Origin of the sequence: Variovorax sp. dw_954 (genome assembly GCF_018449755.1) — a bacterium.
GTDB lineage: Bacteria > Pseudomonadota > Gammaproteobacteria > Burkholderiales > Burkholderiaceae_C > Variovorax.
Genome location: NZ_JAAVVD010000003.1, coordinates 281,900 through 305,229 on the forward strand (window position 1 = coordinate 281,900; position 23,330 = coordinate 305,229).

Annotated in this window: 23 protein-coding genes; 7 read left to right on the forward strand and 16 right to left on the reverse strand. The window is 67.7% G+C overall.

The annotated features are described in order from the left end of the window. The first annotated feature begins 1 nt into the window (after window position 1). Complete coding sequence (gene aroQ / locus HB681_RS07430; protein ID WP_213954153.1) at window positions 2-454, forward strand: type II 3-dehydroquinate dehydratase; 453 nt, start codon at window positions 2-4, stop codon at window positions 452-454. Window positions 455-565: 111 nt separating this feature from the next. Here the strand turns inward: aroQ and ggt are convergent, their stop codons facing one another. Next, a complete protein-coding gene (gene ggt / locus HB681_RS07435; RefSeq protein WP_213954318.1) occupies window positions 566-2,185 on the reverse strand; it encodes a gamma-glutamyltransferase in 1,620 nt (539 codons plus the stop codon). Window positions 2,186-2,533: 348 nt separating this feature from the next. Between ggt and nadC the strand changes: the two genes are divergently transcribed. After that, window positions 2,534-3,409 (forward strand): carboxylating nicotinate-nucleotide diphosphorylase, encoded by an 876-nt coding sequence (gene nadC / locus HB681_RS07440; RefSeq protein ID WP_213954154.1) that lies wholly within the window; start codon window positions 2,534-2,536, stop codon window positions 3,407-3,409. A gap of 3 nt (window positions 3,410-3,412) precedes the next feature. Beyond that, window positions 3,413-4,534: a quinolinate synthase NadA gene (nadA, locus tag HB681_RS07445; RefSeq protein WP_213954155.1), complete on the forward strand. Its 1,122-nt coding sequence runs from the start codon at window positions 3,413-3,415 to the stop codon at window positions 4,532-4,534. 16 nt (window positions 4,535-4,550) lie between these two features. Here nadA and panC read toward each other — a convergent pair whose 3' ends face one another. The 11 genes from panC to HB681_RS07500 all read right to left on the reverse strand — a co-directional run bounded on the left by panC (window position 4,551) and on the right by HB681_RS07500 (window position 15,731). Then, window positions 4,551-5,381, reverse strand: a complete 831-nt coding sequence (gene panC / locus HB681_RS07450; RefSeq protein ID WP_213954156.1) for a pantoate--beta-alanine ligase — start codon at window positions 5,379-5,381, stop codon at window positions 4,551-4,553. Between the two features lie 30 nt (window positions 5,382-5,411). Further along, the gene (gene panB / locus HB681_RS07455) at window positions 5,412-6,296 is read right to left on the reverse strand and encodes a 3-methyl-2-oxobutanoate hydroxymethyltransferase (protein WP_213954157.1); all 885 of its coding nucleotides are present in this window, start codon (window positions 6,294-6,296) and stop codon (window positions 5,412-5,414) included. A 24-nt stretch (window positions 6,297-6,320) separates the two neighbouring features. Continuing rightward, window positions 6,321-6,722: an aspartate 1-decarboxylase gene (gene panD / locus HB681_RS07460; protein WP_213954158.1), complete on the reverse strand. Its 402-nt coding sequence runs from the start codon at window positions 6,720-6,722 to the stop codon at window positions 6,321-6,323. 55 nt (window positions 6,723-6,777) lie between these two features. Next, complete coding sequence (gene nadB / locus HB681_RS07465) at window positions 6,778-8,364, reverse strand: L-aspartate oxidase (RefSeq protein WP_213954159.1); 1,587 nt, start codon at window positions 8,362-8,364, stop codon at window positions 6,778-6,780. A gap of 136 nt (window positions 8,365-8,500) precedes the next feature. Then, window positions 8,501-9,466 carry an MBL fold metallo-hydrolase gene (locus tag HB681_RS07470; RefSeq protein WP_213954160.1) on the reverse strand — a complete coding sequence of 322 codons (966 nt, stop codon included), beginning with the start codon at window positions 9,464-9,466 and terminating at the stop codon, window positions 8,501-8,503. Window positions 9,467-9,520: 54 nt separating this feature from the next. Further along, complete coding sequence (locus HB681_RS07475) at window positions 9,521-10,588, reverse strand: Ldh family oxidoreductase (RefSeq protein WP_213954162.1); 1,068 nt, start codon at window positions 10,586-10,588, stop codon at window positions 9,521-9,523. 20 nt (window positions 10,589-10,608) lie between these two features. After that, the gene (locus HB681_RS07480) at window positions 10,609-11,586 is read right to left on the reverse strand and encodes a tripartite tricarboxylate transporter substrate binding protein (protein WP_213954163.1); all 978 of its coding nucleotides are present in this window, start codon (window positions 11,584-11,586) and stop codon (window positions 10,609-10,611) included. Window positions 11,587-11,619: 33 nt separating this feature from the next. After that, entirely contained in the window at window positions 11,620-12,456 is an 837-nt protein-coding gene (locus HB681_RS07485) for an ABC transporter substrate-binding protein (RefSeq protein WP_256734849.1), read from the reverse strand. Between the two features lie 158 nt (window positions 12,457-12,614). Next, window positions 12,615-14,009: an MmgE/PrpD family protein gene (locus HB681_RS07490; protein ID WP_213954165.1), complete on the reverse strand. Its 1,395-nt coding sequence runs from the start codon at window positions 14,007-14,009 to the stop codon at window positions 12,615-12,617. Window positions 14,010-14,022: 13 nt separating this feature from the next. Continuing rightward, window positions 14,023-14,997, reverse strand: coding sequence for a tripartite tricarboxylate transporter substrate binding protein (locus HB681_RS07495; protein WP_213954166.1), 975 nt, complete (start codon window positions 14,995-14,997; stop codon window positions 14,023-14,025). A gap of 41 nt (window positions 14,998-15,038) precedes the next feature. Beyond that, the gene (locus HB681_RS07500; protein ID WP_213954168.1) at window positions 15,039-15,731 is read right to left on the reverse strand and encodes a GntR family transcriptional regulator; all 693 of its coding nucleotides are present in this window, start codon (window positions 15,729-15,731) and stop codon (window positions 15,039-15,041) included. Window positions 15,732-16,118: 387 nt separating this feature from the next. Here HB681_RS07500 and HB681_RS07505 point away from each other — a divergent pair, with 387 nt between their 5' ends. Continuing rightward, complete coding sequence (locus HB681_RS07505) at window positions 16,119-17,324, forward strand: M20 aminoacylase family protein (protein ID WP_213954170.1); 1,206 nt, start codon at window positions 16,119-16,121, stop codon at window positions 17,322-17,324. Window positions 17,325-17,380: 56 nt separating this feature from the next. Next, window positions 17,381-18,721, forward strand: a complete 1,341-nt coding sequence (locus HB681_RS07510) for an MFS transporter (RefSeq protein ID WP_213954171.1) — start codon at window positions 17,381-17,383, stop codon at window positions 18,719-18,721. A gap of 13 nt (window positions 18,722-18,734) precedes the next feature. On the opposite strand, the gene HB681_RS07515 is transcribed toward HB681_RS07510, so the two are convergent. Continuing rightward, window positions 18,735-19,157: a hypothetical protein gene (locus tag HB681_RS07515; RefSeq protein WP_213954172.1), complete on the reverse strand. Its 423-nt coding sequence runs from the start codon at window positions 19,155-19,157 to the stop codon at window positions 18,735-18,737. A 45-nt stretch (window positions 19,158-19,202) separates the two neighbouring features. Here HB681_RS07515 and HB681_RS07520 point away from each other — a divergent pair, with 45 nt between their 5' ends. Next, the gene (locus HB681_RS07520) at window positions 19,203-19,559 is read left to right on the forward strand and encodes a DOPA 4,5-dioxygenase family protein (RefSeq protein WP_213954173.1); all 357 of its coding nucleotides are present in this window, start codon (window positions 19,203-19,205) and stop codon (window positions 19,557-19,559) included. A 67-nt stretch (window positions 19,560-19,626) separates the two neighbouring features. Here the strand turns inward: HB681_RS07520 and HB681_RS07525 are convergent, their stop codons facing one another. The 3 genes from HB681_RS07525 to HB681_RS07535 are packed head-to-tail and all read right to left on the reverse strand — an operon-like array spanning window position 19,627 to window position 22,141. After that, window positions 19,627-20,061: an RNA-binding S4 domain-containing protein gene (locus HB681_RS07525; protein WP_213954174.1), complete on the reverse strand. Its 435-nt coding sequence runs from the start codon at window positions 20,059-20,061 to the stop codon at window positions 19,627-19,629. After that, window positions 20,061-21,467, reverse strand: a complete 1,407-nt coding sequence (locus HB681_RS07530) for a sensor histidine kinase (RefSeq protein ID WP_213954175.1) — start codon at window positions 21,465-21,467, stop codon at window positions 20,061-20,063. Before HB681_RS07530 ends, HB681_RS07525 begins: the two co-directional genes overlap by 1 nt. Continuing rightward, a complete protein-coding gene (locus HB681_RS07535; protein ID WP_213954176.1) occupies window positions 21,464-22,141 on the reverse strand; it encodes a response regulator in 678 nt (225 codons plus the stop codon). Before HB681_RS07535 ends, HB681_RS07530 begins: the two co-directional genes overlap by 4 nt. Window positions 22,142-22,308: 167 nt before the next feature. On the opposite strand from HB681_RS07535, the gene HB681_RS07540 reads away from it, so the two are divergent. Further along, entirely contained in the window at window positions 22,309-23,268 is a 960-nt protein-coding gene (locus tag HB681_RS07540) for a tripartite tricarboxylate transporter substrate-binding protein (RefSeq protein ID WP_213954177.1), read from the forward strand. Window positions 23,269-23,330: the final 62 nt, after the last annotated feature.

Here is a 23,330-nt window from a genome sequence, read left to right on the forward strand (position 1 = left end):
CATGGCAAAGATATTGATTCTGAATGGCCCCAACCTGAATCTGCTCGGCGAACGCGAGCCCCACATCTACGGTCACACGACGCTCGTGCAGGTCGAGGAGCGGTGCAAGGCAGTCGGGAAGCGCCTCGGACTCGAAGTGGACTTCAGACAGTCGAACCACGAGGGGCAACTGGTCGACTGGATTCACGAGGCGCGCAAGACCATGGCGGGGATTGTTTTCAATCCTGCGGCCTACTCGTTCACATCGATGGCGATCCTCGATGCCCTGAAGGCGTCGCAACTACCCATAGTCGAGGTGCACATCACGAACATCCATCGTCGCGAACCGATGTATCACAAGAGCTACGTCTCGCTGGCCGCGACGGGCGTCATTTGTGGACTCGGACCGTTTGGATACGAAGCCGGCCTGTCATTCCTGGCGGAGCATCTGCGGAGCCAACCCGCTCCCCTCTGACCTGCGGCGAACTGAGGCCCACACAGTCGATCCCGTGCCGGGACCCCGGGGGTGGGGCGCATGGCCTTGCCTTTCATCGGCATGGCCATGCGCGCGGGCCGCGGCGCGCGATCAATACCCCGCCGCAAGCCCCGTATTGGGGCGCGGATCGTTCGCCCCGTAGAACCGGTTGTTCGCCACCGGCTTGCCCCCGAGCGACGGCGCGCCGACGATGATCGCCGCGAGGTGGTTGGCCGGTTGCGGCTCGCCGAGGTTGTGGCCCATGTCGACCAGCAGCTTGCGGGTGTCGGGGCTGAGCGCATATGTCTCGACGTTGGTCACGTCGGGCAGCCATTGCTGGTGGAAGCGGGGCGCGTCGACGGCCTCCTGCACGTTCATGCCGTAGTCGATGGCGTTGATCATCGTCAGCATCACGGCGGTGATGATGCGGCTGCCGCCCGGCGTTCCGACCACCATGACGGGCTTGCCATCCTTGCTGACGATGGTGGGACTCATGGAACTCAGCGGGCGCTTGCCGGGCGCGATGGCGTTGGCCTCGCCCTGCACCAGGCCGTACAGGTTCGGCACGCCAATCTTCGAGGTGAAGTCGTCCATCTCGTCGTTGAGCAGCACGCCGGTGCTCGGCGCCGTGACCTTGGCGCCGAACCAGTCGTTCAGCGTGTAGGTCACCGACACCGCGTTGCCCCACTTGTCGGCGATGGAGTAGTGCGTGGTGTTGCTGCCTTCGTGCGGCGCGACGCCCGGCTTGATCTCCTTGGAGACACCGGCCTTCTTCGGGTCGATGGCGGCGCGGAGCTTCTCGGCATAGCCCTTGTCGAGCAGGCGGTCGAGCGGGTTCTTCACGAAGTCCGGGTCGCCCAGGTAGCTGTTGCGGTCCACGTAGGCGTGGCGCATGGCCTCGATCTGGTAGTGCACGGCCTGCGCCGAGAGATAGCCCAGGTCCTTGAGCGGATAGCCTTCGAGGACGTTGAGCATCTCGCAGATGATCACGCCGCCCGAGCTGGGCGGGGGCGCCGACACGACGTGGTAGCCACGGTAGTCGCACTCGACGGGCGGCATTTCGCGGGTCTTGTACTGGTCGAGGTCGGCCTGCGTGATCAGGCCCTTGCCAGACTTGCTCGACGCCACGATGGCATCGGCCACCCAGCCCTTGTAGAAGCCGTCCGTGCCCTTGGCGCTGATGGTCTTCAACGTCTTCGCGAGGTCCTTCTGCACGAGCTTCTGGCCGGCCGTGAAGGGCTCGCCCCTGTTCAGGAAGATGGCGCCCGTTGCTGCGTCGTCCTTGAAATCGGCCGTCGAGGTGTTGAGCAGGTCGATGTCGCCCTGCTCGAGCACGAAGCCCTTGTCGGCCAGCTGGATGGACGGGGCGAGCAGCGCGGCGCGCTTCATGGTGCCGTACTTCTCGCGCGCGTATTCCATGCCCGAGACGCTGCCCGGCACGCCGACCGCGAGGTGGCCCTTGGTGCTCAGTCCCTTGACGACATTGCCATCCTTGTCGAGGTACATGTTGGCCGTGGCGCCCAGCGGGGCCTTCTCGCGGAAATCGAGGAAGGTCTTGCGGCCGTCGGCCAGCTGCACGGTCATGAAGCCGCCGCCGCCCAGGTTGCCGGCTGCGGGGTAAACCACCGCCAGCGCATAGCCCACGGCAACCGCCGCGTCGACGGCATTGCCGCCGCGCTTGAGCACGTCGACGCCGACCTTGGTGGCCAGGTGCTGCGCGCTCACGACCATGCCGTTTTCGGCGGCGACGGGCGCCTGGGATGCCGCCTGCACGGCGACGCTGGAAAGCAGGGCGGCGCTCACGAGGAGCGACAGCCGGAAGGTCTGGAATTTCAAGGATGTCTCACTGTCTTGGGGGTGGAAGGAGTGCGGGCTGGCTGATCGCCACCAGCCCTTCCCCAGTGTAGTGACGCAGGTTTGGCGTAGCACGTTGCACTTGAAACAAGATGGAACGCGCCGCCATCGCTGCGACGCGCGCGCACAGAAGCGACCGATAAAGCTACGTACCGGGCACTTTGCAAGGCGTCAAAATGGCCACCTCCCCAAGCCAGCTTGCCGCATTCCGCGCGGCACTCATTCATGACCGATCTCTTTGATTTCTCCATCGCAAGCGTGACCGAACTTGCGATGGCCGATGCACGGCGCGCCTTGAGCGAGGACGCGGGCGATGGTGACCTGACCGCCAGCCTGGTGGCCGCCGGCAAGCGCGCGACAGCGCAGGTAGTGACGCGCGAGGCCGCCGTGCTGTGCGGCGCCCCGTGGGTCGAAGCGGTGGTGCGGCAACTCGACCCGCAGGCGCAAGTGACCTGGCATTGCGTGGAGGGCCAGCATGTCGCGGCCGAGAAGACTGTGCTGACGATTTCGGGCGATGCCCGCTGCCTGCTGACCGCGGAGCGCACGGCGCTCAACTTCCTGCAACTGCTCAGCGCCGTGGCGACGTGCACGGCGCGATATGTCGATGCGGTGCAGGGCACGCGCGCGCGGATCGTCGACACGCGCAAGACCTTGCCCGGCCTGCGCCTGGCGCAGAAGTACGCCGTGCGCACCGGCGGCGGCACGAACCACCGCATCGGCCTCTACGACGCGATCCTGATCAAGGAGAACCACATCGTGGCCGCCGGCGGCGTGGCGCAGGCCCTGCGCGCCGCCGCGCAGGTCGCCGCGCGCGCCAGCTTCGTCGAGATCGAGGTCGAGACCCTGGCGCAACTCGACGAGGCGCTGGCCCACGGTGCGCGCATGGTGCTGCTCGACAACATGGACCTGCCGACCTTGCGCGAAGCCGTCCGTCGCAACGAGGCGGCCGGGCAAGCGCGTGCCGTGCTCGAGATCTCCGGCGGAGTGACCCTGGCCGGCATTCGCACACTTGCGGAAACGGGCGTCGACCGCATCTCGGTCGGTGCGCTCACGAAGGATGTGAAGGCGATCGACTACTCGATGCGCTTCAAGGAGGACTGATCGATGGATTCAACAGTCTTCGACGTCGACTATGAACAACCCGTTGCGTTGAACGGCGAGAGCGCATGCGGTACACGGCACGCCTGGGCGCGCGTGCCTGCGGAGCCAACGCCGTCAGCGCGCCTCGCATTGAAGGAACGCATCCGCCGCTTGCTGCGCGAACGCGATGCGGTGATGGTGTCGCACTACTACGTGCATCCGGACCTGCAGGACCTCGCGGAGGAAACCGGCGGCCTCGTCAGCGACTCGCTCGAGATGGCGCGCTTTGGCCGCGACCACGCGGCACGCACGCTGGTGGTGTCGGGCGTGCGCTTCATGGGCGAGACGGCCAAGATCCTGTCGCCCGACAAGCGCGTGCTGATGCCCGACCTCGATGCAAACTGCTCGCTCGACCTCGGCTGCCCCGCGGATGCGTTCAGCGCCTTCTGCGATGCGCACCCCGACCGGACCGTGGTCGTGTATGCCAACACCAGCGCCGCCGTGAAGGCGCGGGCCGACTGGCTGGTCACGTCGAGCTGTGCGCTGGACGTGGTGCGCGCATTGCACGCGCAGGGCTGCAAGATCCTCTGGGCGCCCGACCGCCACCTGGGCGACTACATCCGCCGCGAAACGGGTGCGGACATGCTGAGCTGGCAGGGCGCGTGCATCGTGCACGACGAGTTCAAGGCGCTCGAACTCGAACTGCTCATGAAGGACCACCCCGCGGCCCGCGTGCTCGTGCATCCCGAATCGCCGGCCGACGTGATCGCGCTGGCGGACGCGGTCGGCTCGACCTCCGCGATCCTGAATGCCGCGCGGCAGATGGATGCAAAGGAATTCATCGTCGCGACCGACACCGGCATGCTGCACAAGCTGCGCACGCTCAATCCCGGCAAGACCTTCATCGAGGCGCCCACTTCCGGCAACGGCGCCACCTGCAAGAGCTGCGCGCATTGCCCCTGGATGGCGATGAACGGCCTGGCCGACGTGGCGCGCGTGCTCGAGACGGGCATGGGCGAAGTGCAGGTCGATGCCGCACTGGGGCTGCGTGCGCGTGTACCGATCGACCGCATGCTGGCGTTCACTGCCGGCCTCAAGAAGGGGCTGCCGGCCGGCGGCCTCATCGCCGGGATCGGCGCGGCCTGATCGCCCGTCCCGGGCCTCAGGTGTCGATCTCGAGGTTGTCGATGAGGCGCGTCGCGCCCAGCCGCGCTGCGGCGAGGGCCACCAGCGGTTCTCCCGGCGCAGCCGCCTGCAGGTCGGCGCGTCGGCGCAGCGTCATGTAGTCGGGTTGCCAGCCGCGTTCCTGCAACGAAGCGATGGCGCGGGTTTCGATGGCGCTGAAGTCCCGCTCTCCAGTGCGCACTGCCTCGGCCATGGCCTGCAATGCCTTTGAAAGCTCGACGGCTTCGGCACGCTCGGCATCGCTGAGGTAGCCATTGCGCGAGGACAGCGCAAGGCCGCCCGCCGCACGTCGCGTCTCGACACCGACAACCTCGATGGGCAGCGCGAACTGCCGAACCATGTGGCGGATCACCATGAGCTGCTGGTAGTCCTTCTTGCCGAACATCGCCACGCGCGGCTGCACGCAGGAGAAGAGCTTCATCACCACCGTGCAGACACCCACGAAGAAACCGGGCCGGAAGTGGCCTTCCAGGATGTCGCCCAGCGCGGGATCGGGATGCACCTTGCAGGCTTGCGGCTCCGGGTAGAGGGCCTTTTCGTCGGGCGCGAACAGCAGGTCGCAGCCGGCTGCGCGCAGCTTGTCGCAATCGCTGTCCCAGGTGCGCGGATAGGTATCGAAGTCCTCGTGCGGCAGGAACTGCAGGCGGTTGACGAAGATGCTGGCCACCGTGACGTCGCCCAGCGGCCTGGCTTGCTGCACCAGGTCCAGGTGGCCGTCATGAAGGTTGCCCATCGTGGGCACGAAGGCGGGGTGACGAAAGGCGCCGAGGCGGTCGCGAAGGTCTTCGATGGTTCTTGCGATATGCATGGGTTGCGGGTGTCTCAAGGAGTGGGCTGCTTACCAGGTGTGCAGCCGGTCATCGGGAAAGCTGCGGTCCTTCACGGCGCGCACGTAGGCCTGCAGTGCCTGCGTGATGCCGCCGCTTTCGGCCATGAAATTGCGCACGAACTTCGGCGGCTTGCCGAGGTGGATGCCGAGCATGTCGTGCAACACAAGCACCTGTCCGGCCGTGGCCTTGCCGGCACCGATGCCGATGGTGGCGCAGCGGGACAGCTCTAGCGTGAGTGCTCCGGCCAGCGCAGCGGGCACCATTTCCAGCACCAGCATGGCCGCGCCGGCGTCCTGCAGTTCGAGCGCATGCAGGCGCAGTTGCGCTGCTGCCTCCTCGCTCCTGCCCTGGACGCGGTAGCCGCCCAGTGCATGCACCGTCTGGGGCGTGAGTCCGAGGTGCGCGCAGACCGGGATGCCGCGCTCCGCGAGGAACCGGATCGTCTCTGCCGTCCATCCGCCGCCCTCGAGCTTCACCATGTGCGCGCCCGCCTGCATCAGGACGGTCGCGCTGCGCAGCGCCTGCTCGCGCGATTCCTGGTAGCTGCCGAAGGGCAGGTCCGCAATGAGCCACGCCGTTCCCTGCACACGGTGCAGGCCGCGTGCAACGCATTCCGTGTGGTAGCGCATGGTCTCGAGCGTGACACCCACGGTGCTGTGCAGGCCCTGGCACACCATGCCGAGCGAATCGCCGACGAGCAGGCATTCGACGCCCGCTGCATCTGCCATCGCGGCAAAGGTGGCGTCGTAGGCGGTGAGCATCGTGATCTTCTCGCCGCGTGCGTGCATGTCTGCAAGGCGCGGCAGGCTCAGGGGTTTGCGCGGTGAAGGTGGCGATGTGGGCGGAAGGGTGGGGTCGGGGCGGGTCCCGTCGGGGGTGATGGCAATCGACATGCGTGGATGCACCGGGCGCGGTATTCAGGCCGGGACCGCGTCATGGGATGCCGCCTGCACGGGGACATGGCCGCGCTGCTCCTGGATGCGGTTGGCCCCGTCGACGAACACCAGCTTCGGCCTGTGCGAGCCCACCTGGTCCTCCGGCACGAGGCCGAAGGCGGCAATGATGATCAGGTCGCCCACCGAGGCCTTGCGCGCGGCGGAGCCGTTGACCGAGATGATCCCGGTGCCTCGCTCGCCCCGGATCGCATAGGTCACGAAGCGCTCGCCGTTGTTGATGTTCCAGATGTGCACCTGCTCGTTCTCGGAGAGGTTGGCGGCATCCAGCAAGTCTTCGTCGATGGCGCAGGAGCCTTCGTAGTGCAACTCGCAGTCGGTCACGGCGACACGGTGGATCTTGGATTTCAGGAGTGTGCGGAACATGGCGTGGCAGCCTTTTCTTCAAGGATTGGAAAGTGGACGGAAGGGAGGCGGGGGGTCAGCGCTCGTCGGGCAGCAGCACGGTCGGCTCGGCGACATCGGCCAGCCCTGGATAGTCGCGGCTGAAGTGCAGCCCGCGGCTTTCGTGCCGCGCAAGCGCGCAGCGCACGATGAGGTCCGCCACCTGCACCAGGTTGCGCAGTTCGAGCAGGTCCGGCGTGATGCGGAAGTTGCCGTAGAACTCGTCGATTTCCCGCGACAGCAGGGCGATGCGATGCGCCGCACGCTCCAGTCGCTTGTTGGTGCGCACGATGCCCACGTAGTCCCACATGAAGCGGCGCAACTCGTCCCAGTTGTGCGAGATGACGACGACCTCGTCGGCATCGGTGACGCGGCTGTGGTCCCAGGTCGGCAGGTCAGGCAGGGCGCGTGGCGGCTCGGTGGCGATGGCCTGCGCAGCCGCGCGTGCGAACACCATGCACTCGACCAGCGAGTTGCTGGCCAGGCGGTTGGCGCCATGCAGGCCGGTGCAGGCGGTTTCGCCGATGGCGTAGAGGCCAGGCACGTCGGTGTGTCCGGCCAGATCCACCACCACGCCGCCGCAGGTGTAGTGGGCCGCTGGCACCACGGGAATCGGTTCGCGCGTGATGTCGATGCCGAGCGTCGCGCAGCGCGCCAGGATGTTGGGGAAGTGCGCCTCCAGGAAGGCCGGGCTCTGGTGCGAGATGTCGAGGTGCACGCAGTCGAGCCCGTGCTTCTTCATCTCGAAATCGATGGCGCGCGCGACCACGTCGCGCGGCGCGAGTTCAGCCCGCTCGTCGTGTTCGGGCATGAAGCGCGCACCGCCCGCCGAAGCAGGCAGCTTGAGTTGCCCGCCCTCGCCGCGCACCGCTTCGCTGATGAGGAAGGACTTCGCGAACGGGTGGTGCAGGCAGGTGGGATGGAACTGGATGAATTCCATGTTCGACACGCGGCAGCCGGCGCGCCACGCGGCGGCGATGCCGTCGCCCGTGGCCGTGTCCGGGTTGGTCGTGTAGAGATAGACCTTGCCGGCGCCGCCCGTGGCGAGGATGGTGTGTGGCGCCCGAAAGGTCAGGACTTCGCCGGCAGCCACGTCCAGCGCATGGACGCCCATGCATCCCGCATCGGCAAGCCCGAGCCTGGCGCCCGCGATGAGGTCGACGAGCATGTGGCCTTCGAAGAGCGTGATGTTGGGCGTGTGCCGCACCACATCGATGAGGCAGCGCTGCACCGCCGCGCCGGTGGCGTCGGTCACATGAACGATGCGACGCTCGCTGTGGCCGCCTTCGCGCGTGAGGTGCAGCAACCCGTTCTCCTCGGTGAACGGCACGCCGAGCGTCTGCAGCCAGGCGATGGCCTCGGGCGCGTGTTCCACGACGAAGCGCGTGGCCGCGAGGTCGCACAGGCCCGCGCCTGCGACCAGCGTGTCCTGCACATGCGAATCGATGCTGTCGCTTTGAGCCAGCACTGCGGCAATGCCGCCCTGTGCCCATTGGCTCGCGCCGTCGCCGAGGGCCCGCTTGGTGATGACGGCCACACGGTGCGTGCGGGCCAGATGAACCGCGGCGCTAAGGCCAGACAATCCGCTGCCAATGATGAGAACGTCGAAGTCGAGAAGCGCCAAGGTTCAACCCAATCCGGCGACGGACCACATGCCGTCGAGAGGGGCGAACGATAACGGACTTCAGAGTTACGCCTTCGTGTATTTGGAACTCCGCAGTACCGCGGCCCCGGCGGGGTGGCGCCGCCTTCCTCAGCGTTCAGTTTGTCGCCACGGCCTTCCCGTCGCCATCGAACACCAGCGTCTTGCCTGACAGCGGCACATAGGCCGGCATCTTCGCCGCCTTCAGGAAGGCCTCCGTCTTGCTCCCCGGGCGCACCTTGCCGCCCACGGTGCCCACTTCGTTCGCATGCGAGACGATGACGGAGGCGGGCTTGACCAATTCGTTCATCACGTAGGCCGCCTCGGCCGGGCCGGTGGTGAAGCCGTCGCCGATGTTCATGACGGCGAGCTTCGCGTGGTAGAGGTCGCGCACCACCCGCTCCTGGTCGGCCAGGATGCCGGTGTCGCCGGAGAGGTAGGTCACGAGGCCGTTGCTGAAGGTGAGCACATAGCCCGTCGCGGAGCCGACGTTGCCGGCGATGCCCGCGTCCTTCATGGCCTTGCCCAGGTCACCGCCGATGAAGTCCGGGTCCACGCCATTGCTGTGCAGCGCCAGCACCGTCGCGATGCGCACGCCGCCCACCACCACGCTGCCGCCGAAGCGAGCCAGCATCGCGTTGGCCGGATCGCCGCCATTGGCCTTGAGCTTGGCCGCGAAGAAGGGCGGCATCTCGCTCCCGGTGACGATCTTCGACTTCTTGGCGAGCGCAATCTCCACGGCGAGGGTGTTCGGCAGGGCCGAGACCGACAGGTCAGGGCTCGCGCAGGTGCCCGAGTTCGGCTCCTTGTTGTGGGCATTGCCGACGTGGTCGCCATGCATGTGGCTGACCAGGATGATGTCGATCTTGCCCAGGCGCGGATCGTTTGCGCCGGCCACCGTGCGGCCCGGGTCGTAGAGGATGCGCGTGCCGTTCGGGTCCTCGAAGACGAGGGCGCGGTCCTGCGGGCAGAACTCGCCGTCGATGCCGCCCAGCGGCGTCACCTTGACGTTCTGTGCCACGGCCGGAAGGGCCAGCGCAGCGAGAAGGGCGGCTGCGGCGGTGAACTTGATCGAACGATTCATGGAAAGAAAGTCCTCTTGGTTGGTGTGCGGGGGAGGGGGTGGACAAGGGGAGGGTCATGCCGGCGCAAGCCGCGCGAGCGGCGCGATACCAATGTCCGCGGCCAGTGCGTCGAGTTCGTCGAGCAGCGCCGGCGCAAGCGGGATGCCCTCCTGCGCATGCCTGCGGCGCTTGTCGAAACTCTGTTCGCCTGGCAGCCAGATGCGCTCGACGTGCGCCATGCGCTCGCTGCCGCGGATGTCGCGCACCAGCGTGTCGACCGCCTGCTTGAACACGGCAGGGTCGCCGAAGGCCGCCAGGTCGATGACCAGGATCGCCTGCCCGGTGTTCGTGACGGAGACGTGGTCGGCGTTGAAGTCGATGACGTCGCGGCCCATCGCCGCGCCGCCCAGCGTGCCGGCCAGCAGGCCGACGATGAGCGCGAGCCCGTAGCCCTTATACCCGCCGATCGGCAGCAGGAAGCCTTCGTTCGATCGCGTCGGGTCGAGCAGCGGTTCGCCCTGCCGGTCCACCATCCAGCCCGGCGGCATCTGCTCGCCGCGCTTGGCCAGCGCCTTGACCTTGCCGTAGGCGGCCACGGTCGTCGCCATGTCCAGCACCACGGGCGGCTCGTCGCCGGCCGGAATGCCGGCTGCGATCGGATTGGTCGACAGCAGCGCCTCGGTGCCGCCCCAAGGCGGCAGGTGGTTGGCATTGCCGACGGCGAAGTAGAGCCCGAGCATGTCGTGCTGCAGCGGCCGGCGCGCATACAGCGAGGCGGGCCCCGCATGGTTGCTGAAGCGCGTGCCCACCCAGGCCACGCCGGCGCTGCGCGCCTTCTCGATGGCGATGTCCACCGCCCGCGTGACGACCAGGTGACCCATGCCGTTGTCGCCATCGACCACCGCCATCGCCGCACGTTCATGCACGACCCGGATGTCCGGATGCCTGTTGATGCCGCCCGCGCGCAAGCGCTTGAGATAGGGCAGCAGGCGGATCACGCCGTGCCCGTCGCTGCCTTGCAGGTCGGCCTCCGCCATGAGGGCTGCCACCGTGGCAGCATCGGCCGGCGGCAAGCCCTCCTTGACGAAGATCGCTTCGATGAAGCGCTGCAGCGCGACTTGTGAAACGCGAAAGGTATTCATGATGGTCTCGCCGGGGTCTTTCATTCGGGTTTGATCCCGCGGTCCGTGATCAGCTTGCGATAAAGCGCGTATTGCGTCTTGAGTGCCTCCCCGAACTCCGCCGCAGGCATGCCGCGCGGCGTCACGCCGATGGACGACAGCCTCTCCTTCATCGCGGGATCCGCCAGCACCCTGGCGATCTCGGCATTGAGGCGAGCCACGATTTCCTTAGGCGTTCCCGCAGGGGCCACCAGCGCAAACCAGGAGTTGAAGGTGAAGCCCGGCGTGCCGGCTTCTGCAAAGGTCGGCACGTCCGGAAACTGCGGCTGCCGCGTGGCCGAGGACACCGCCAGCAGGCGCAGCTTGCCCGCCTGCAGCAGCGAAACCACCGTGCCCAGCCCCTGCATGCACACATCGACTTCGCCCGCCGCGGCCGCGATCGCGGCGGGCGTCGCGCCCTTGTAAGGCACGTGCAGCAGGTCGATGCCGACCTGCCCGCACAACAGCGCCATGCCGATGTGCTGCGGGCTGCCGTTGCCGCCCGAGCCATAGCTCAGCTTGCCGGGCGCAGCCCTGGCCGCCGCGATGAAGTCCGCGAGCGAGCGCCAGGGCGCGTCGGCTTTCGCGACCAGGCCCCATTCCACCGTGCCGACCAGCGACACCGGCTCGAAGTCGGTGAGTGCGTTCCATGTCATGTGCGACTGCATGTTGGGCACCATGGTCAGCACGCTGTCGTTGAAGCCGCCCAGCGTGTAGCCGTCCGGCGCGGCGCGCGCCACCTTTTCGGCGCCGATGAGTCCGGCCGAGCCGGGGATGTTCTCGATCACGAAGGCCTGGCCGAGCCCTTCCGACATCTTCTGCATCACGACGCGGGCCGCGTTGTCGACGGCGCTGCCCGGTGCAAGCGGGATGACCAGCCGGATCGGCCGGGTCGGCCATGCGCCCTGTGCCAGAGCGCGAAGTGGCAGTGTGAAGCTGGCGGCCAATGCTGCCATCGCCACGCGTCGCGAACAGGTCATGAGGGCATCCCGACAAGAGGTGGAGGGGGCGGTTCAGGTTGCGGTACGCGCCGGCGCCAACGCGGCGCCTTCGATGCCATGACGCTGCAGCGAGGCCGCGACAAAGCCGGAAGCCTTCATCTCCTCGATGAAGCCGCCGAGCCATGCCTGCGCGGAGGTGCGGCCCTTGGGCACGCCGATGGCCTGCTCGATCACCATGAAGCGACCCGGCAGCAAGCGCACGTCGCCGACGCGCTTGGCGTCCGCTTCCAGCTGTTGCTTGACGCCAGCGGCAACCTCCAGGTTCTGCGATAGGAAAAGGTCGGTGACGGCAGGCGAGGTCGCAGCGCGCACCAGCGTCGCCGACTTGATCTCGCGCGTGAGGAACAGGTCGTACGCACTGCCGCGGCCCACGGCGATGCGTGTGCCGGCGCGGTCCACGTCCTCGTTGCGCCGCAGCGGGGAGTCGTTGCGCACGAGGTAGGCGCCCTCGATGATCACGTAGGGCGCGGTGTACTCCATGTCGGCCGCGCGGACCGGGTCGATGGCGACGAAAGCGAGGTCGACCGTGCGCGCCCTGACCGCATCGACGACGCTGCCGGCCGAGTTGAACTGGACCAGTTCGACAGCCAGCCCGAGCCGTCGCGCCGCCTCGCGGGCGAGGTCCACCGAGACGCCGCGCGGCGCGCCGTCCGCACCCCGGTTGGCGAGGATCGGATTGCCTAAGTTGATGGCCGCGCGCAGCGTGCCCGTGCTGCCGAGTTCGACGATGGCGCCCGCCCGCGGGTCAGGTCGCGTGGCTGCGCATCCGACCAGCATGAGCGCGGCTGAAGCGCAGAACGTGCGGCGTGTGCCCGCAAATCCGAACGTGTTGCGTTGGTCGATCAACAACTGCGCATCCCGATCACGATGGTGTGCTCTGCGCAGCGAAATAAAGGAGGAGGCCGAAGGCCGGGGGACATTCGCGGAGCAGAGTACGCCGTCGGCGTGATCGCGCCCGAGCTGAAGAGCCTCGACCGGCACCAGACGTCGTGAACCTTGCAGCAATTTCATTCCACGCTTCCATCGCCCTGCGGCCGAGCCAGACTGCACAAGCCGCGCACATCCGGCGCTTCGCCCAGCGACCAGCAAGCCTTCAACAGGCCGTCGCACTGTCGAGCACCCAGCACTGCATCCGACAAGCCATGGAACTTGCGCTCCAGGTCCCCATCGCTCATCGGACGTTGCAAGGAGCCGATCGCGTGTTCCACGAACACATGCTCCCGCCGCCCGTCGGCAAGCACCGCCGTCACGTCCGCGCTCGCCTCGCCGATGCTGTCGTCCACCGTGGCCACCACCTTGCGGCGCAGCGCCACCACGTCGGCACGCGACACGATGTCGTCGGCGAACTCCTCCTCCGCCGCACGGCCGAAGATCAGCCCGGCCGCGCACCCGTGGTAGACGCTGAACTTGCCTTGCAAGCCATCGGCAGGCTCCTTCTTGCCCGTCAGTTCGAGCACCAGCGAATGCACCTTGAGTTCGATGCGCTCGACCGAGTCCGGCGCGATGCCGCGCTCATGCAGCTGCACGCAGGCATCGATGCTCGGATGGATCACGATGCCGCAGGCAAAGGGCTTGTAGCTGTTGAAGGAGATCTCGAAGCGCTGGCCCAACGCGTCGGTGACTTCGTTCCACGCGTGCTTCGTCGACACGACCTGCGCCCAGCCGCGCGGCGCCTCGAGCGCCCGCGGACTCGCGGTGTAGCCATGCCTGGCCATCAACGCGGCCATCAGGCCGGCACGCGCTGCGCCGCCGGGGTGGAAGGGCTTGGTCATGGTGCCGAACTGTTCGCGCAGGCCGATCGGTTGCGACGCCGCGATGCCGAGCGCCATGGCCGTGCGCTCCGCATTGAGCCCGAGCAGGCGCGCGCAACCGGCGGCCGCGCCGAGCATGCCGGTGGTGCCGGTGATGTGCCAGCCGCGGTCGTAGTGGTCCGGGTAGACGGTGTTGCCCAGGCGGCAGGCCACGTCGATGCCCAGCACCAGCGCGTCGAGCAGCTCGCGTCCGCTCGAACCGATGTGCTCGGCCAACGCCAGCAGCGCCGAGGCCACCGGACCTGCCGGGTGGATGATGGTCTTGAGGTGCGTGTCGTCGAAGTCGAAGGTGTGCGAGCTGATGCCGTTGAGCATCGCCGCGCTGGCCATGTCGACCTTGTCCGCGCGGCCGAGCACGGTGGCTTGCGGCGCGGGCTGAAGCTCCCGCACCGCCGCCAACGCAGCCTCGACGGCCTCGTGCCGCGCGGCGCCGACCGCGCAGCCCAGCCAGTTGAGGAAAGTGCGATGCGCCTCGTGGTCCACCACTGCATCGCTCCAGCCGCGCGATGGATGGCCTGCCACGAACTCGGCCAGGATGCGGGTGATGGGCGGGGCGTTGTGGTCTGCCGCGACCTGGGTATTGCGAGCCATGCGGGGTCGGTGCCTAGTTGTCGAGTTGAATGTTTTTTTCTCTTGCAAGCTGGGTCCAGCGCGCCACGTCGGCGCGGATGTAGTCGCCAAACTCCTGCGACGACATCGGCATCGGCTGGATCGCCTCGATCGACAGCTTCTCGCCCATGTCGGGCGCCTGGAGCACGGCGTTGAGCGTCTCGTTGAGTCGCTGCACCACGTCCGGCGGAATGCCCGCCGGGCCGACCACGCCATACCACTGCATGGCGTCGAAGCCGGCCAGGCCAAGTTCCTCCAGCGTCGGCACCTCCGGTATCTGCGGGTGGCGCGTCTTGCCGGTGACGGCGATGGCGCGCACGCGCCCCGACTTGATGTATTGCATCGCCGCGGCCAGGCCGGGGAACATCGCCTGCGTCTGCCCGCCGAGCAGGTCGGTGAAGGCCGGCGCGATGCCGCGGTAGGGCACGTGCGTCATCTCCAGGCCGGTCTGCGCCTTGAACAGTTCCATCGTCAGGTGCGTGAGCGAGCCCTGGCCAGCCGAGCCGTAGCTGAGCTTGCCGGGATTGGCCTTGGCATGCGCGATGAACTGCGTGAAGCCCTTCGCCGGCACGTCCACGTTGATGACGAGCACGTTGGGTGTGCCGCCGATCATGCCGATCGGCGTGAAGTCCTTGACCGCGTCGTAGGGCAGCTTGCGCGTGGCCGGGCTGGTTCCGTGCGTGGCGACGTAACCCTGCATGAGCGTGTAGCCATCGGCCGGCGCGCGCGCCGTGGCTTGCGATGCGATCACGCCCCCGCCGCCGCCCTGGTTGTCCACCACGAAGGCCTGGTTCAGCAACTTGCCCCAGCGCTCGGTCACCGTGCGGCCCACCATGTCGCTGCCGCCGCCGGCCGAGACCGGCACGATGTAGCGGATGGGCCTGGCCGGGAAAGACTGTGCCCGGGCCAATCCATGAAGCCCGAGCAAGGCGACCGAGGGAAGCGCGAGACTGAAGGCGCGGCGTTGCATGGACTGTCTCCTTGGCTCGATGAAAGCGGCTGTGTCGGAGTTCAACGCCGGGTGCGCTGCAGGCGGTCGTAGGCGTCGCCCACGTGGCGTGCCATCAGGTCCTCGCAGCGCGCCATGTCGCCCTTGCGCAAGGCGCGCGCGATCTTCGTGTGGTCAGCGATCGAGGCGCGCATGCCGGTGTCCTGCGAGAGATTCTTCAGGCGAGACAGGTGCAGCTTCTGCACGATGCCCTGGTAGGTGGCGGCCAGCGCGTGGTTGCCGGCCGCCTCGACGATGGTCCAGTGGAAGTGCAGGTTCTCGCGGTAGTAGCGCTGCACGTCGTGCGCCGCGAAGGCGTCGTTCATGCGGACGATCGAGGCATCCAGCACATCGGCCAGCGCGATGCGCGCGGCGGTCGCGAGGCGCGCCACGCGCCGGCCGGCATAGCCGTCGAGCAGCCCGCGCATCTCGTACAGCTCGCGCACTTCCTCGGCGTCCGGTTCGCGCACGAACACGCCGGCATGCTTGCGCGCGACCACCAGGCCGGTGCTTTCGAGTTCACGCAGGGCTTCGCGCACAGGCACGCGGGAGATGCCCAGGCGCGACGCGACATCGGGCTCGTTGATGCGCTGGCCCGGTTGCAGTTCGCCGCGCAGGATCATGGCCAGCATGTCGTCGCGCACCAGCTTGGCCAGCGGGATGTCGCGCAACGTGGAAAGGTGGTCGGCCGCCGGAGCGGAGAGCCAGGGCATCATGAGGAAGATCCTTCGCACTCGGGTCGGGATGGCGCTGCCAGATTCCCGCAGGCGCCGGGCCGGGCATGGCCGCTCATCCCTGATGAGTTCGAATATCGTATACGACATACGAAGGCGGGAACAGGGCCTCCACATCGGTGAAAGTACCCAGGCGCTGGCAGGCTCGCCGCTTGGCCACGTTTCATTGCCTCACGCGGTCCGGGCCCTGCACGAGCGAAGCTGACAGATTGGTCAGGTGGATCTCGTGCCATCGCGGTGCTTCGGGGTCTGCGCGCATTGAAAGCGCTGCGGGAAGTGGCTAGGCTCTTGCACAGTTCACGCGCCGAAGATCCCTGCCATCGGTGTGCTGTCCCGCAGCACACAAGTCCCCTCCGAAGGATGGAACCCATGAGCACTGAAGCCACGCTGCAAGCACTGCGGCCCCATGCCGATGAATTCATCGCCATCCGCCGCGACATCCACCATCACCCCGAGCTTTCCTTCAAGGAGCAGCGCACCAGCGACCTGGTCGCCGAGCGCCTGCGCGAATGGGGCTACAGGGTGGAGCGCGGCCTGGGTGGCACCGGCCTGGTCGGGCAGTTGCGACGCGGCAGCGGCAAGCGCTCGATCGGGCTGCGCGCCGACATGGATGCGCTGCCGATCAAGGAAGAGACCGGCCTCAAGTACGCCAGCCGCAATGCCGGCGTGATGCATGCATGCGGCCACGACGGCCACACTGCCATGCTGCTCGGCGCGGCCAGGTCGCTGGCGGAGCGGGGGCAGTTCTCCGGCACGCTGAACCTGATCTTCCAGCCGGCCGAGGAATACGGCACGCGCGAGAGCGGCGCCATGCGCATGATGGACGACGGCCTGTTCGAGAAGTACCCCTGCGACGCGATCTTTGCCATGCACAACATGCCGGGGCATCCGCAGGGCAAGCTGGTGTTCCGCGACGGGCCGATGATGGCTTCGTCGGACAAGGTCTTCATCACGCTGAACGGTCGCGGCGGCCATGCCGCGATGCCGCACCGCGCGGCCGATCCGCTGGTGGCCGCGGCCAGCCTGGTGATGGCCTTGCAGACCGTCGTGTCGCGCAACGTCGATCCGCAGCAGACGGCCGTGGTCACGGTGGGCATGCTGCAGTCGGGCATCGCCAACAACGTGATCCCTCAGAGCGCGCGGCTGGCCCTGAGCGTGCGCGCGCTGGAACAGGACGTGCGCGACCTGCTGCAGAAACGCATCACCGAACTCGCCCACGCGCAGGCGCAAAGCTTCGGCGTCACGGCGGAAGTGGACTACCAGCGCGGCTATTCGGCGCTGGTCAATACGCCAGCCGAAACCGAGTTCGCGCGTCGCGTCGGCATCGAACTGGTGGGGGCCGAGCACGTCACGCCGCAAGGCGCCGCACTCACCGGCAGCGAGGATTTCGCCTTCATGCTCGAGAAGCGTCCCGGCTGCTACCTGCTGATCGGCAATGGCGACGGCGACAGCGCCGGCGCCTGCATGGTGCACAACCCCAGCTACGACTTCAACGACGACAACGTCGTGATCGGCGCGGCCTACTGGACTCGCCTGGCCGAGCGCTACCTCAGCGATGCGCCGCTGGCCGCCTGATCGATCAACCTTGGGCCGCGAAGGCCCAGATCCACTGCAACAGAAAAGAGGGAAACATGAGCACCACTCCCCATGACTTGCGCACAGCCGCGCTCCGGCACGCCGCCACGGACGTGTACAGCGGCGGCGCCGCTCCGCCCACCGAGCGTGTCACGCGCAGCATCGTGGCCGCCACCGTGGCCGGAAACGCGATGGAGTTCTACGACTTCACCACCTATGCCTTCTTCGCCGTCTACATCGGCAAGACCTTCTTCCCGGCGTCCACGCCACTCATGAGCCTGCTCTTGTCGGTGGCGGTGTTCGGCGTCGGCTTCGTCACGCGGCCGATCGGCGGCGTGCTGATCGGCGCCTTCGCCGACCGCGCCGGCCGCAAGCCCGCCATGCTGTTGACGATTGCGCTCATCACGGTGGGCACGCTGGGCCTGGCACTGACGCCGTCATACGCCAGCATCGGCATGGCGGCGCCGATCATCGTGGTGCTGTGCCGACTGGTGCAGGGGCTCGCGCTCGGCGGCGAGGTCGGGCCCTCGACGGCCTTCCTCATCGAGATCGCACCCCAGGGACAGCGCGGCCTGTATGGCAGTTGGCAACTCGCCAGCCAGGGTCTGGCCGCGCTGGTGGCGGGGACCATCGGCGTGGTGCTGACGATCGGGCTGTCGCCGGAGCAGATGCTGGCCTGGGGCTGGCGCGTGCCCTTCGTGCTGGGCCTGCTGCTGATACCGATCGCCATCTACCTGCGCCGCCGCATGCCGGAGACGCTGGAGCATGGCGCGGTTGAAACGACCGGCGGTGCGAAGCGTGAAGGCCTGGGCAGCTATACGAAGCTCCTCCTGCTCGGCATCCTGGTGGTGATGGGTGGGACCGTGTCGACCTATGTGGGCAACTACATGACGACCTATGCGATCTCGACGCTGAAACTGTCGCCCGTGATCGGCATGACCGCGACCGTTGTCTTCGGGCTGGCGACCTTCGTCTTCTCGCTGATCGGCGGCTGGCTGGCCGACCGCTACGGCCGCCGATGGATCATGGTGATCCCGCGCGTGGCGCTGGCACTCCTGACCTACCCGGCATTCATGCTGCTGATCGAACACACCAGCTTCATGAACCTGCTGCTCGTGACCACGCTGCTGGGCGGCATGACGGCGATCAGCGGCGCGGCCTCGCTCGTGATCGTTCCCGAACTCCTGCCCAACCACCTTCGAGCGCTGGGCATGTCGATCGCCTACGCGGTGGGCGTGTCGCTGTTCGGTGGCACCACGCAGTTCATCATCACCTGGCTGATCGGCACTACCGGCAATCCTGCGGCGCCGGCCTGGTATGTGACGGGTACCAGCATCATCACGGTGCTGGCGATGCTGGCCTTGCCGGAAACGCGCAGCAGGACCTTGGGAAGGTGAGGGCGCCCGGCCGCTACACCCGGCCGGCAGTGCGGCCCGTCACTCGCGCCCATATCGCCCGCAGGCGCCTCGCCCGATCCTCGAATACATAGGAACCCGCCAAGGAAAGCAGCCCCGAGACGATCCCCGTCACCACGGCTTCGAGGTGGAAGGCGCCGTAGTGGCTCTCGTGCGCGAAGCTGTCGCCGACCATCGTCAGCAGGCCCACCATCAGTGCGGTGCCGTAGCGGTTGGCATAGAGCCGGCCTGCCGGCGTGAAGGTCAGCAGCACGGCGAGGACCCCGGTGACCAGCCCCGTCTGCAGCGCGGTCGCCCAGTGCGGGATGCTCAGGATGTTGCCGAGGCTTCCCGGCATGCAGGTCATGCAGGCGCTGGTAGGCTGCCAGAAGCGCTGGACAAAGAGGAGCAGGCGGCGCTTCCAAGGGTTCGAGGTCATGGCGATCCTTTCTGCAAGGGCATTGTGAGCCTAGACTCCGCGTTCATGAATCCACTGAACCCCTCGGCCACCATCGAAAGCTGGCATGCCCATGTGTACTTCGATGCATCGACGCGGGACGCCGGCTGGACGCTACGCGAGACCATCGAGAAGGAACTGGCCGGACGCATGGAGATGGGACGGTTCCACGAAAAGCCGGTGGGCCCGCATCCGATGTGGAGCTACCAGTTGGCCATCCCCGCGGCCGACTTTTCCCTGGTGATCGGCTGGCTCGCGCTCAACCACGGCGCGCTGGACGTGTTCGTTCATCCGAACACTGGTGATGATCTTCGCGACCATCGGGATCGCGCGATGTGGCTGGGCAAGTCCTACGTGTTGAACCTGGCGATTTTTTCGAACTGAATCACCCGGCCTGGCCGTTGCGCCTCCCGATCGCCGCCGTGCATGTACCGGCTCGGCACCTCGCCGGTTACTCCTCGCCGTCCTTGTCGTCGTCGATGCTCGCACTCCAGCGCGTACCCCAGCCTCCGCCCTTGGCATCGTCCAGCAGCCGCCGGTCACGCTTGGTCGGCCGCCCTTGCTCGAGGCTGTGCGCGGGCTCCGTTCCCATGCGCCGCAACTCGCGCGCCGCGGCCTGGGCGGCGAGGCTCTCCGGCGTTTCCTCGTAGAGCTTCTGCGCGACCGGCGCGGGGCCGCGCTGGCCGCTGAGCCCGAGCACGCTCACCACCCGCGTCACCGGCCCCTGCCGCAGCGTGACCAGGTCGCCGACCTTCACCTCGCGCGAGGCCTTGGCAATGTCGCCATTGACCTGCACGCGGTGCTTGCCGATCTCGTCCGCGGCCAGCGAGCGCGTCTTGTAGAAGCGCGCGGCCCAGAGCCATTTGTCGATGCGGAGTCGTTCCATCAGGATGGATTGTCCAGCGGAAGCCAGACCATCGCCGTCAATCCGACGACTCGCCCGTCGATTTCCCGGTTGTCGAGTGAAATCCGCCCGCCCAGCGCCAGCACGATCTCGCGGCAGATCGCCAGCCCGAGGCCGGAGCCGCGCGTCACGTCACCCGCGGCAAAGGGCGCGAACAGGCGCTGCCGCAACTCCGCCGAGATGCCCGGGCCCACATCCTGCACCCGCAGGCAGACGCCCTCGTCCTCGGGCCGCAGCGCGACCAGCAGCCGCCCGCCGGGCGGACTGTGCTTGATCGCGTTGTGCAGCAGGTTGCGCGTGAGTTCCTGCAGCATCCAGCGGTGCGCGCGCACCGGCGATGGTGCTTCCTCGAACTCGAAATCCAGCGCCTTGTCGGCGATCAGCGGCGACACGTCCAGCGCCACCTCGCGCGCCATGTCCGCCCAGTCGACGCGGGTCGATTCCGGTTGCTGGCGCAACTGCTCGACCTTGGCCAGCGACAGCATCTGGTTGGCCAGCGCGGTCGCGCGCTCGACCGTTTCGTTGATCTCGCGCAGCGCCTCGTCGGGCGGCATGTCGCCCCGGCGCGCCGATTGCACCTGCGCCTTCAGCACCGCCAGCGGCGTGCGCAGTTGATGCGCGCTGTCGCGCACGAAGCGCTTCTGGTGATCCAGCAGCCGCTGCAGGCGACCCATGACCTCGTTGGTGGCATCGACCAGGGGACGCAGTTCGCGCGGCGCATCGGGCGCATCGATGGGCGACAGGTCGCTTTCCGCGCGCTCGGCCAGCTCGGCGCTGAGCCGGCGCACCGGGCGCGTCGCGCGCTGCACCACCAGCACCACCACCGCGGCAATCACTGCCATCAGCAACAGTTGCCGCCAGAGCGTGTCGAGCAGGATGCGCCGCGCCAGCGTCTGGCGCAGTTCCAGCGTCTCGGCCACCTGCACCACGGCCATGCCCCGGCCGCGCTCGCTCGCCACCGGCTGCAGCAGCACGGCCACGCGCACGGGCTCGTCGTGGACGGTGGCGTCGTAGAAATCGACGAGCGCCGCATAGGCCGGGCGCAGCGGTATCTGGCCGTGCCAGAACGGCAGGTCGTCGAAGCCTGACACCATCGCGCCCGACAGATGCGACACCCGGTAGAAGATGCGGCTCTGGTTGTCGGCCTCGAAGGCTTCGAGCGCGGAGTAGGGCACCTTGGCACGCAGCTCGGCCTGCTCGTCATAGCCCTCCACGTCGAGTTGCTCGCCGATGGTCTTGGCCGACGCCAGCAGGGTGCGGTCGTAGGCCAGCGTCGCAGCGGCCAGGCTCTGGCGGTAGAGGCTGACCGAGTTGATGACGACGAACACGCCGATCGGCGCGAGGATGCCGATCAGCAGCGTGCGGCGCAGCGAGGCGGCCGGCTTCATCCTTCCTCGCGCAGGAGGTAGCCGAGGCCGCGCAAGGTCATCAACGCAGTGCCGGTGCCGGCGAGCTTCTTGCGCAGACGGTAGACCACGACTTCGATGGCCTCGTACTGCACCTCGGTCTCGCCGGGGAACACCAGTTCGAACAGCCGTTCCTTCGTCACGGCATGGCCGGGCCTGGCCATCAGCGCGGTGAGCAGGGCCAGTTCGCGCGGGGTGAGTTCCATCACCTCGCCGCGGTGGTAGATGGCGCCGCTATCGGCCTCGAAGCGCAGCGCGCCCACCTGTTGCGGTCGCTCCGGGTCGGCGCCCATGCCATGGTGGCGGCGCCGCAGTGCGCGCAGCCGCGCCTCCAGTTCGTCCAGGTCGAAGGGCTTGGGCAGGTAGTCGTCGGCGCCCGCGTTGAGGCCCATGATGCGGTCGCCCACGGTGCCGCGCGCGGTCAGCAGCAGCACGGGAGTGCGCAGGCCCGCGGCGCGCGCCTGGGCCAGCACCTGCAGGCCGTCGAGGTTGGGCAGGCTGAGGTCGAGCGCGACCACGTCGGGCTCCAGTTCGCGCCACTGCGCCACCGCCAGCGCGCCGTCCCCGCAGAGGCGCACGTCAATGCGGCGCCGCGCCAGCGCGCGCTGCAGCGTGGCCTGCATCGATGGGTCATCCTCGACCAGCAGGAGTTTCATTCAGCCTTCGAATTTCATGTGATCCGCCCCACGGATTGGGCGCGGTCGATGGCCCTTGCAGGGTTCAGTGTTTTCCCCAAGACGCAGGACAGCCAACTGACAGCAAGGCGGCGCATGATACCCAGTCAGCTTCCGGTCAGTACCACAGTCACAGGAGACCTTCTCATATGCGTCGCGATACCTTTCTGAAATCCCTTGCAGCACTGGCCGCCACCGGTGCCCTGCCTCTGTCGGCCTGGGCTGCGGCCAACGTCAAGATGATGATCCCCGCCAACCCCGGCGGCGGCTGGGACACCACCGGCCGCGCGCTGGGCAAGGCCATGTCGGACGGCAAGCTCGCCGACACCGTCACCTACGACAACAAGGGCGGCGCCGCCGGCGCGCTGGGCCTGGCCCAGTTCGTGAACGGCTCCAAGGGCGATCCGAACGCGCTGATGGTGATGGGCTCCGTGATGCTCGGCGGCATCATCACCGGCAAGCCCCCGGTCAAGCTCGAACAGGCCACGCCGCTGGCGCGCCTGACCACCGAATACAACGTGTTCGTGCTGCCGGCCAACTCGCCGCTCAAGTCGATGGCCGACGTGGTCGCGCAACTCAAGAAGGACCCGGGCAGCGTCAAGTGGGGCGGCGGTTCGCGCGGCTCCACCGAGCACATCGCCGCGGCCATGATCGCGCAGAAGGTCGGCGCCGATCCGTCGAAGATCAACTACGTCGCCTTCCGTGGCGGCGGCGAGGCCACGGCGGCCATCCTGGGCGGCAACGTCACGGTGGGCGGCAGCGGCTACAGCGAGTTCGCCGAGTACATCGCGGCGGGCAAGATGAAGGCGATCGCCGTCACCTCGGCCCAGCGCCTGCCCGGCGTCAACGTGCCGACACTGAAGGAGCAGGGCATCGACGTCGAGATCGGCAATTGGCGCGGCGTGTACGGCGCGCCGGGCATCACGCCGGACCAGCGCAAGGCGCTGATCGACGTGGTGCTGGCCGCGGTGAAGACGCCGTCCTGGGCCGATGCGCTCAAGAAGAACGACTGGACGCCGGCCGTCATCTCCGGCGATGCCTTCTCCAAGTTCGTCGACGACGACTTCGCAAGCCTGCGCGCCATCATGACCAAGTCCGGCATGGTGTAAGGAGCCGAGGGCAACACTCGCGGGCCGGCAAGGTCGGTCCCGCGGTGTGTCTCGAAATGGGG

What these genes read in the sequence shown, in the direction of transcription:
- panD (WP_213954158.1), bottom strand. Translation starts at nt 6,722, where the DNA reads ATGTTCCGCACACTCCTGAAATCCAAGATCCACCGTGTCGCCGTGACC.
- HB681_RS07530 (WP_213954175.1), bottom strand. Translation starts at nt 21,467, where the DNA reads ATGAAGCCGGCCGCCTCGCTGCGCCGCACGCTGCTGATCGGCATCCTC.
- nadC (WP_213954154.1), top strand. Translation starts at nt 2,534, where the DNA reads ATGACCGATCTCTTTGATTTCTCCATCGCAAGCGTGACCGAACTTGCG.
- HB681_RS07540 (WP_213954177.1), top strand. Translation starts at nt 22,309, where the DNA reads ATGCGTCGCGATACCTTTCTGAAATCCCTTGCAGCACTGGCCGCCACC.
- HB681_RS07505 (WP_213954170.1), top strand. Translation starts at nt 16,119, where the DNA reads ATGAGCACTGAAGCCACGCTGCAAGCACTGCGGCCCCATGCCGATGAA.
- HB681_RS07535 (WP_213954176.1), bottom strand. Translation starts at nt 22,141, where the DNA reads ATGAAACTCCTGCTGGTCGAGGATGACCCATCGATGCAGGCCACGCTG.
- HB681_RS07520 (WP_213954173.1), top strand. Translation starts at nt 19,203, where the DNA reads ATGAATCCACTGAACCCCTCGGCCACCATCGAAAGCTGGCATGCCCAT.
- HB681_RS07500 (WP_213954168.1), bottom strand. Translation starts at nt 15,731, where the DNA reads ATGATGCCCTGGCTCTCCGCTCCGGCGGCCGACCACCTTTCCACGTTG.
- panB (WP_213954157.1), bottom strand. Translation starts at nt 6,296, where the DNA reads ATGTCGATTGCCATCACCCCCGACGGGACCCGCCCCGACCCCACCCTT.
- HB681_RS07515 (WP_213954172.1), bottom strand. Translation starts at nt 19,157, where the DNA reads ATGACCTCGAACCCTTGGAAGCGCCGCCTGCTCCTCTTTGTCCAGCGC.
- HB681_RS07525 (WP_213954174.1), bottom strand. Translation starts at nt 20,061, where the DNA reads ATGGAACGACTCCGCATCGACAAATGGCTCTGGGCCGCGCGCTTCTAC.
- panC (WP_213954156.1), bottom strand. Translation starts at nt 5,381, where the DNA reads ATGCATATCGCAAGAACCATCGAAGACCTTCGCGACCGCCTCGGCGCC.
- HB681_RS07495 (WP_213954166.1), bottom strand. Translation starts at nt 14,997, where the DNA reads ATGCAACGCCGCGCCTTCAGTCTCGCGCTTCCCTCGGTCGCCTTGCTC.
- HB681_RS07480 (WP_213954163.1), bottom strand. Translation starts at nt 11,586, where the DNA reads ATGACCTGTTCGCGACGCGTGGCGATGGCAGCATTGGCCGCCAGCTTC.
- HB681_RS07475 (WP_213954162.1), bottom strand. Translation starts at nt 10,588, where the DNA reads ATGAATACCTTTCGCGTTTCACAAGTCGCGCTGCAGCGCTTCATCGAA.
- HB681_RS07470 (WP_213954160.1), bottom strand. Translation starts at nt 9,466, where the DNA reads ATGAATCGTTCGATCAAGTTCACCGCCGCAGCCGCCCTTCTCGCTGCG.
- nadA (WP_213954155.1), top strand. Translation starts at nt 3,413, where the DNA reads ATGGATTCAACAGTCTTCGACGTCGACTATGAACAACCCGTTGCGTTG.
- aroQ (WP_213954153.1), top strand. Translation starts at nt 2, where the DNA reads ATGGCAAAGATATTGATTCTGAATGGCCCCAACCTGAATCTGCTCGGC.
- HB681_RS07510 (WP_213954171.1), top strand. Translation starts at nt 17,381, where the DNA reads ATGAGCACCACTCCCCATGACTTGCGCACAGCCGCGCTCCGGCACGCC.
- HB681_RS07490 (WP_213954165.1), bottom strand. Translation starts at nt 14,009, where the DNA reads ATGGCTCGCAATACCCAGGTCGCGGCAGACCACAACGCCCCGCCCATC.
- ggt (WP_213954318.1), bottom strand. Translation starts at nt 2,185, where the DNA reads ATGGTCGTGAGCGCGCAGCACCTGGCCACCAAGGTCGGCGTCGACGTG.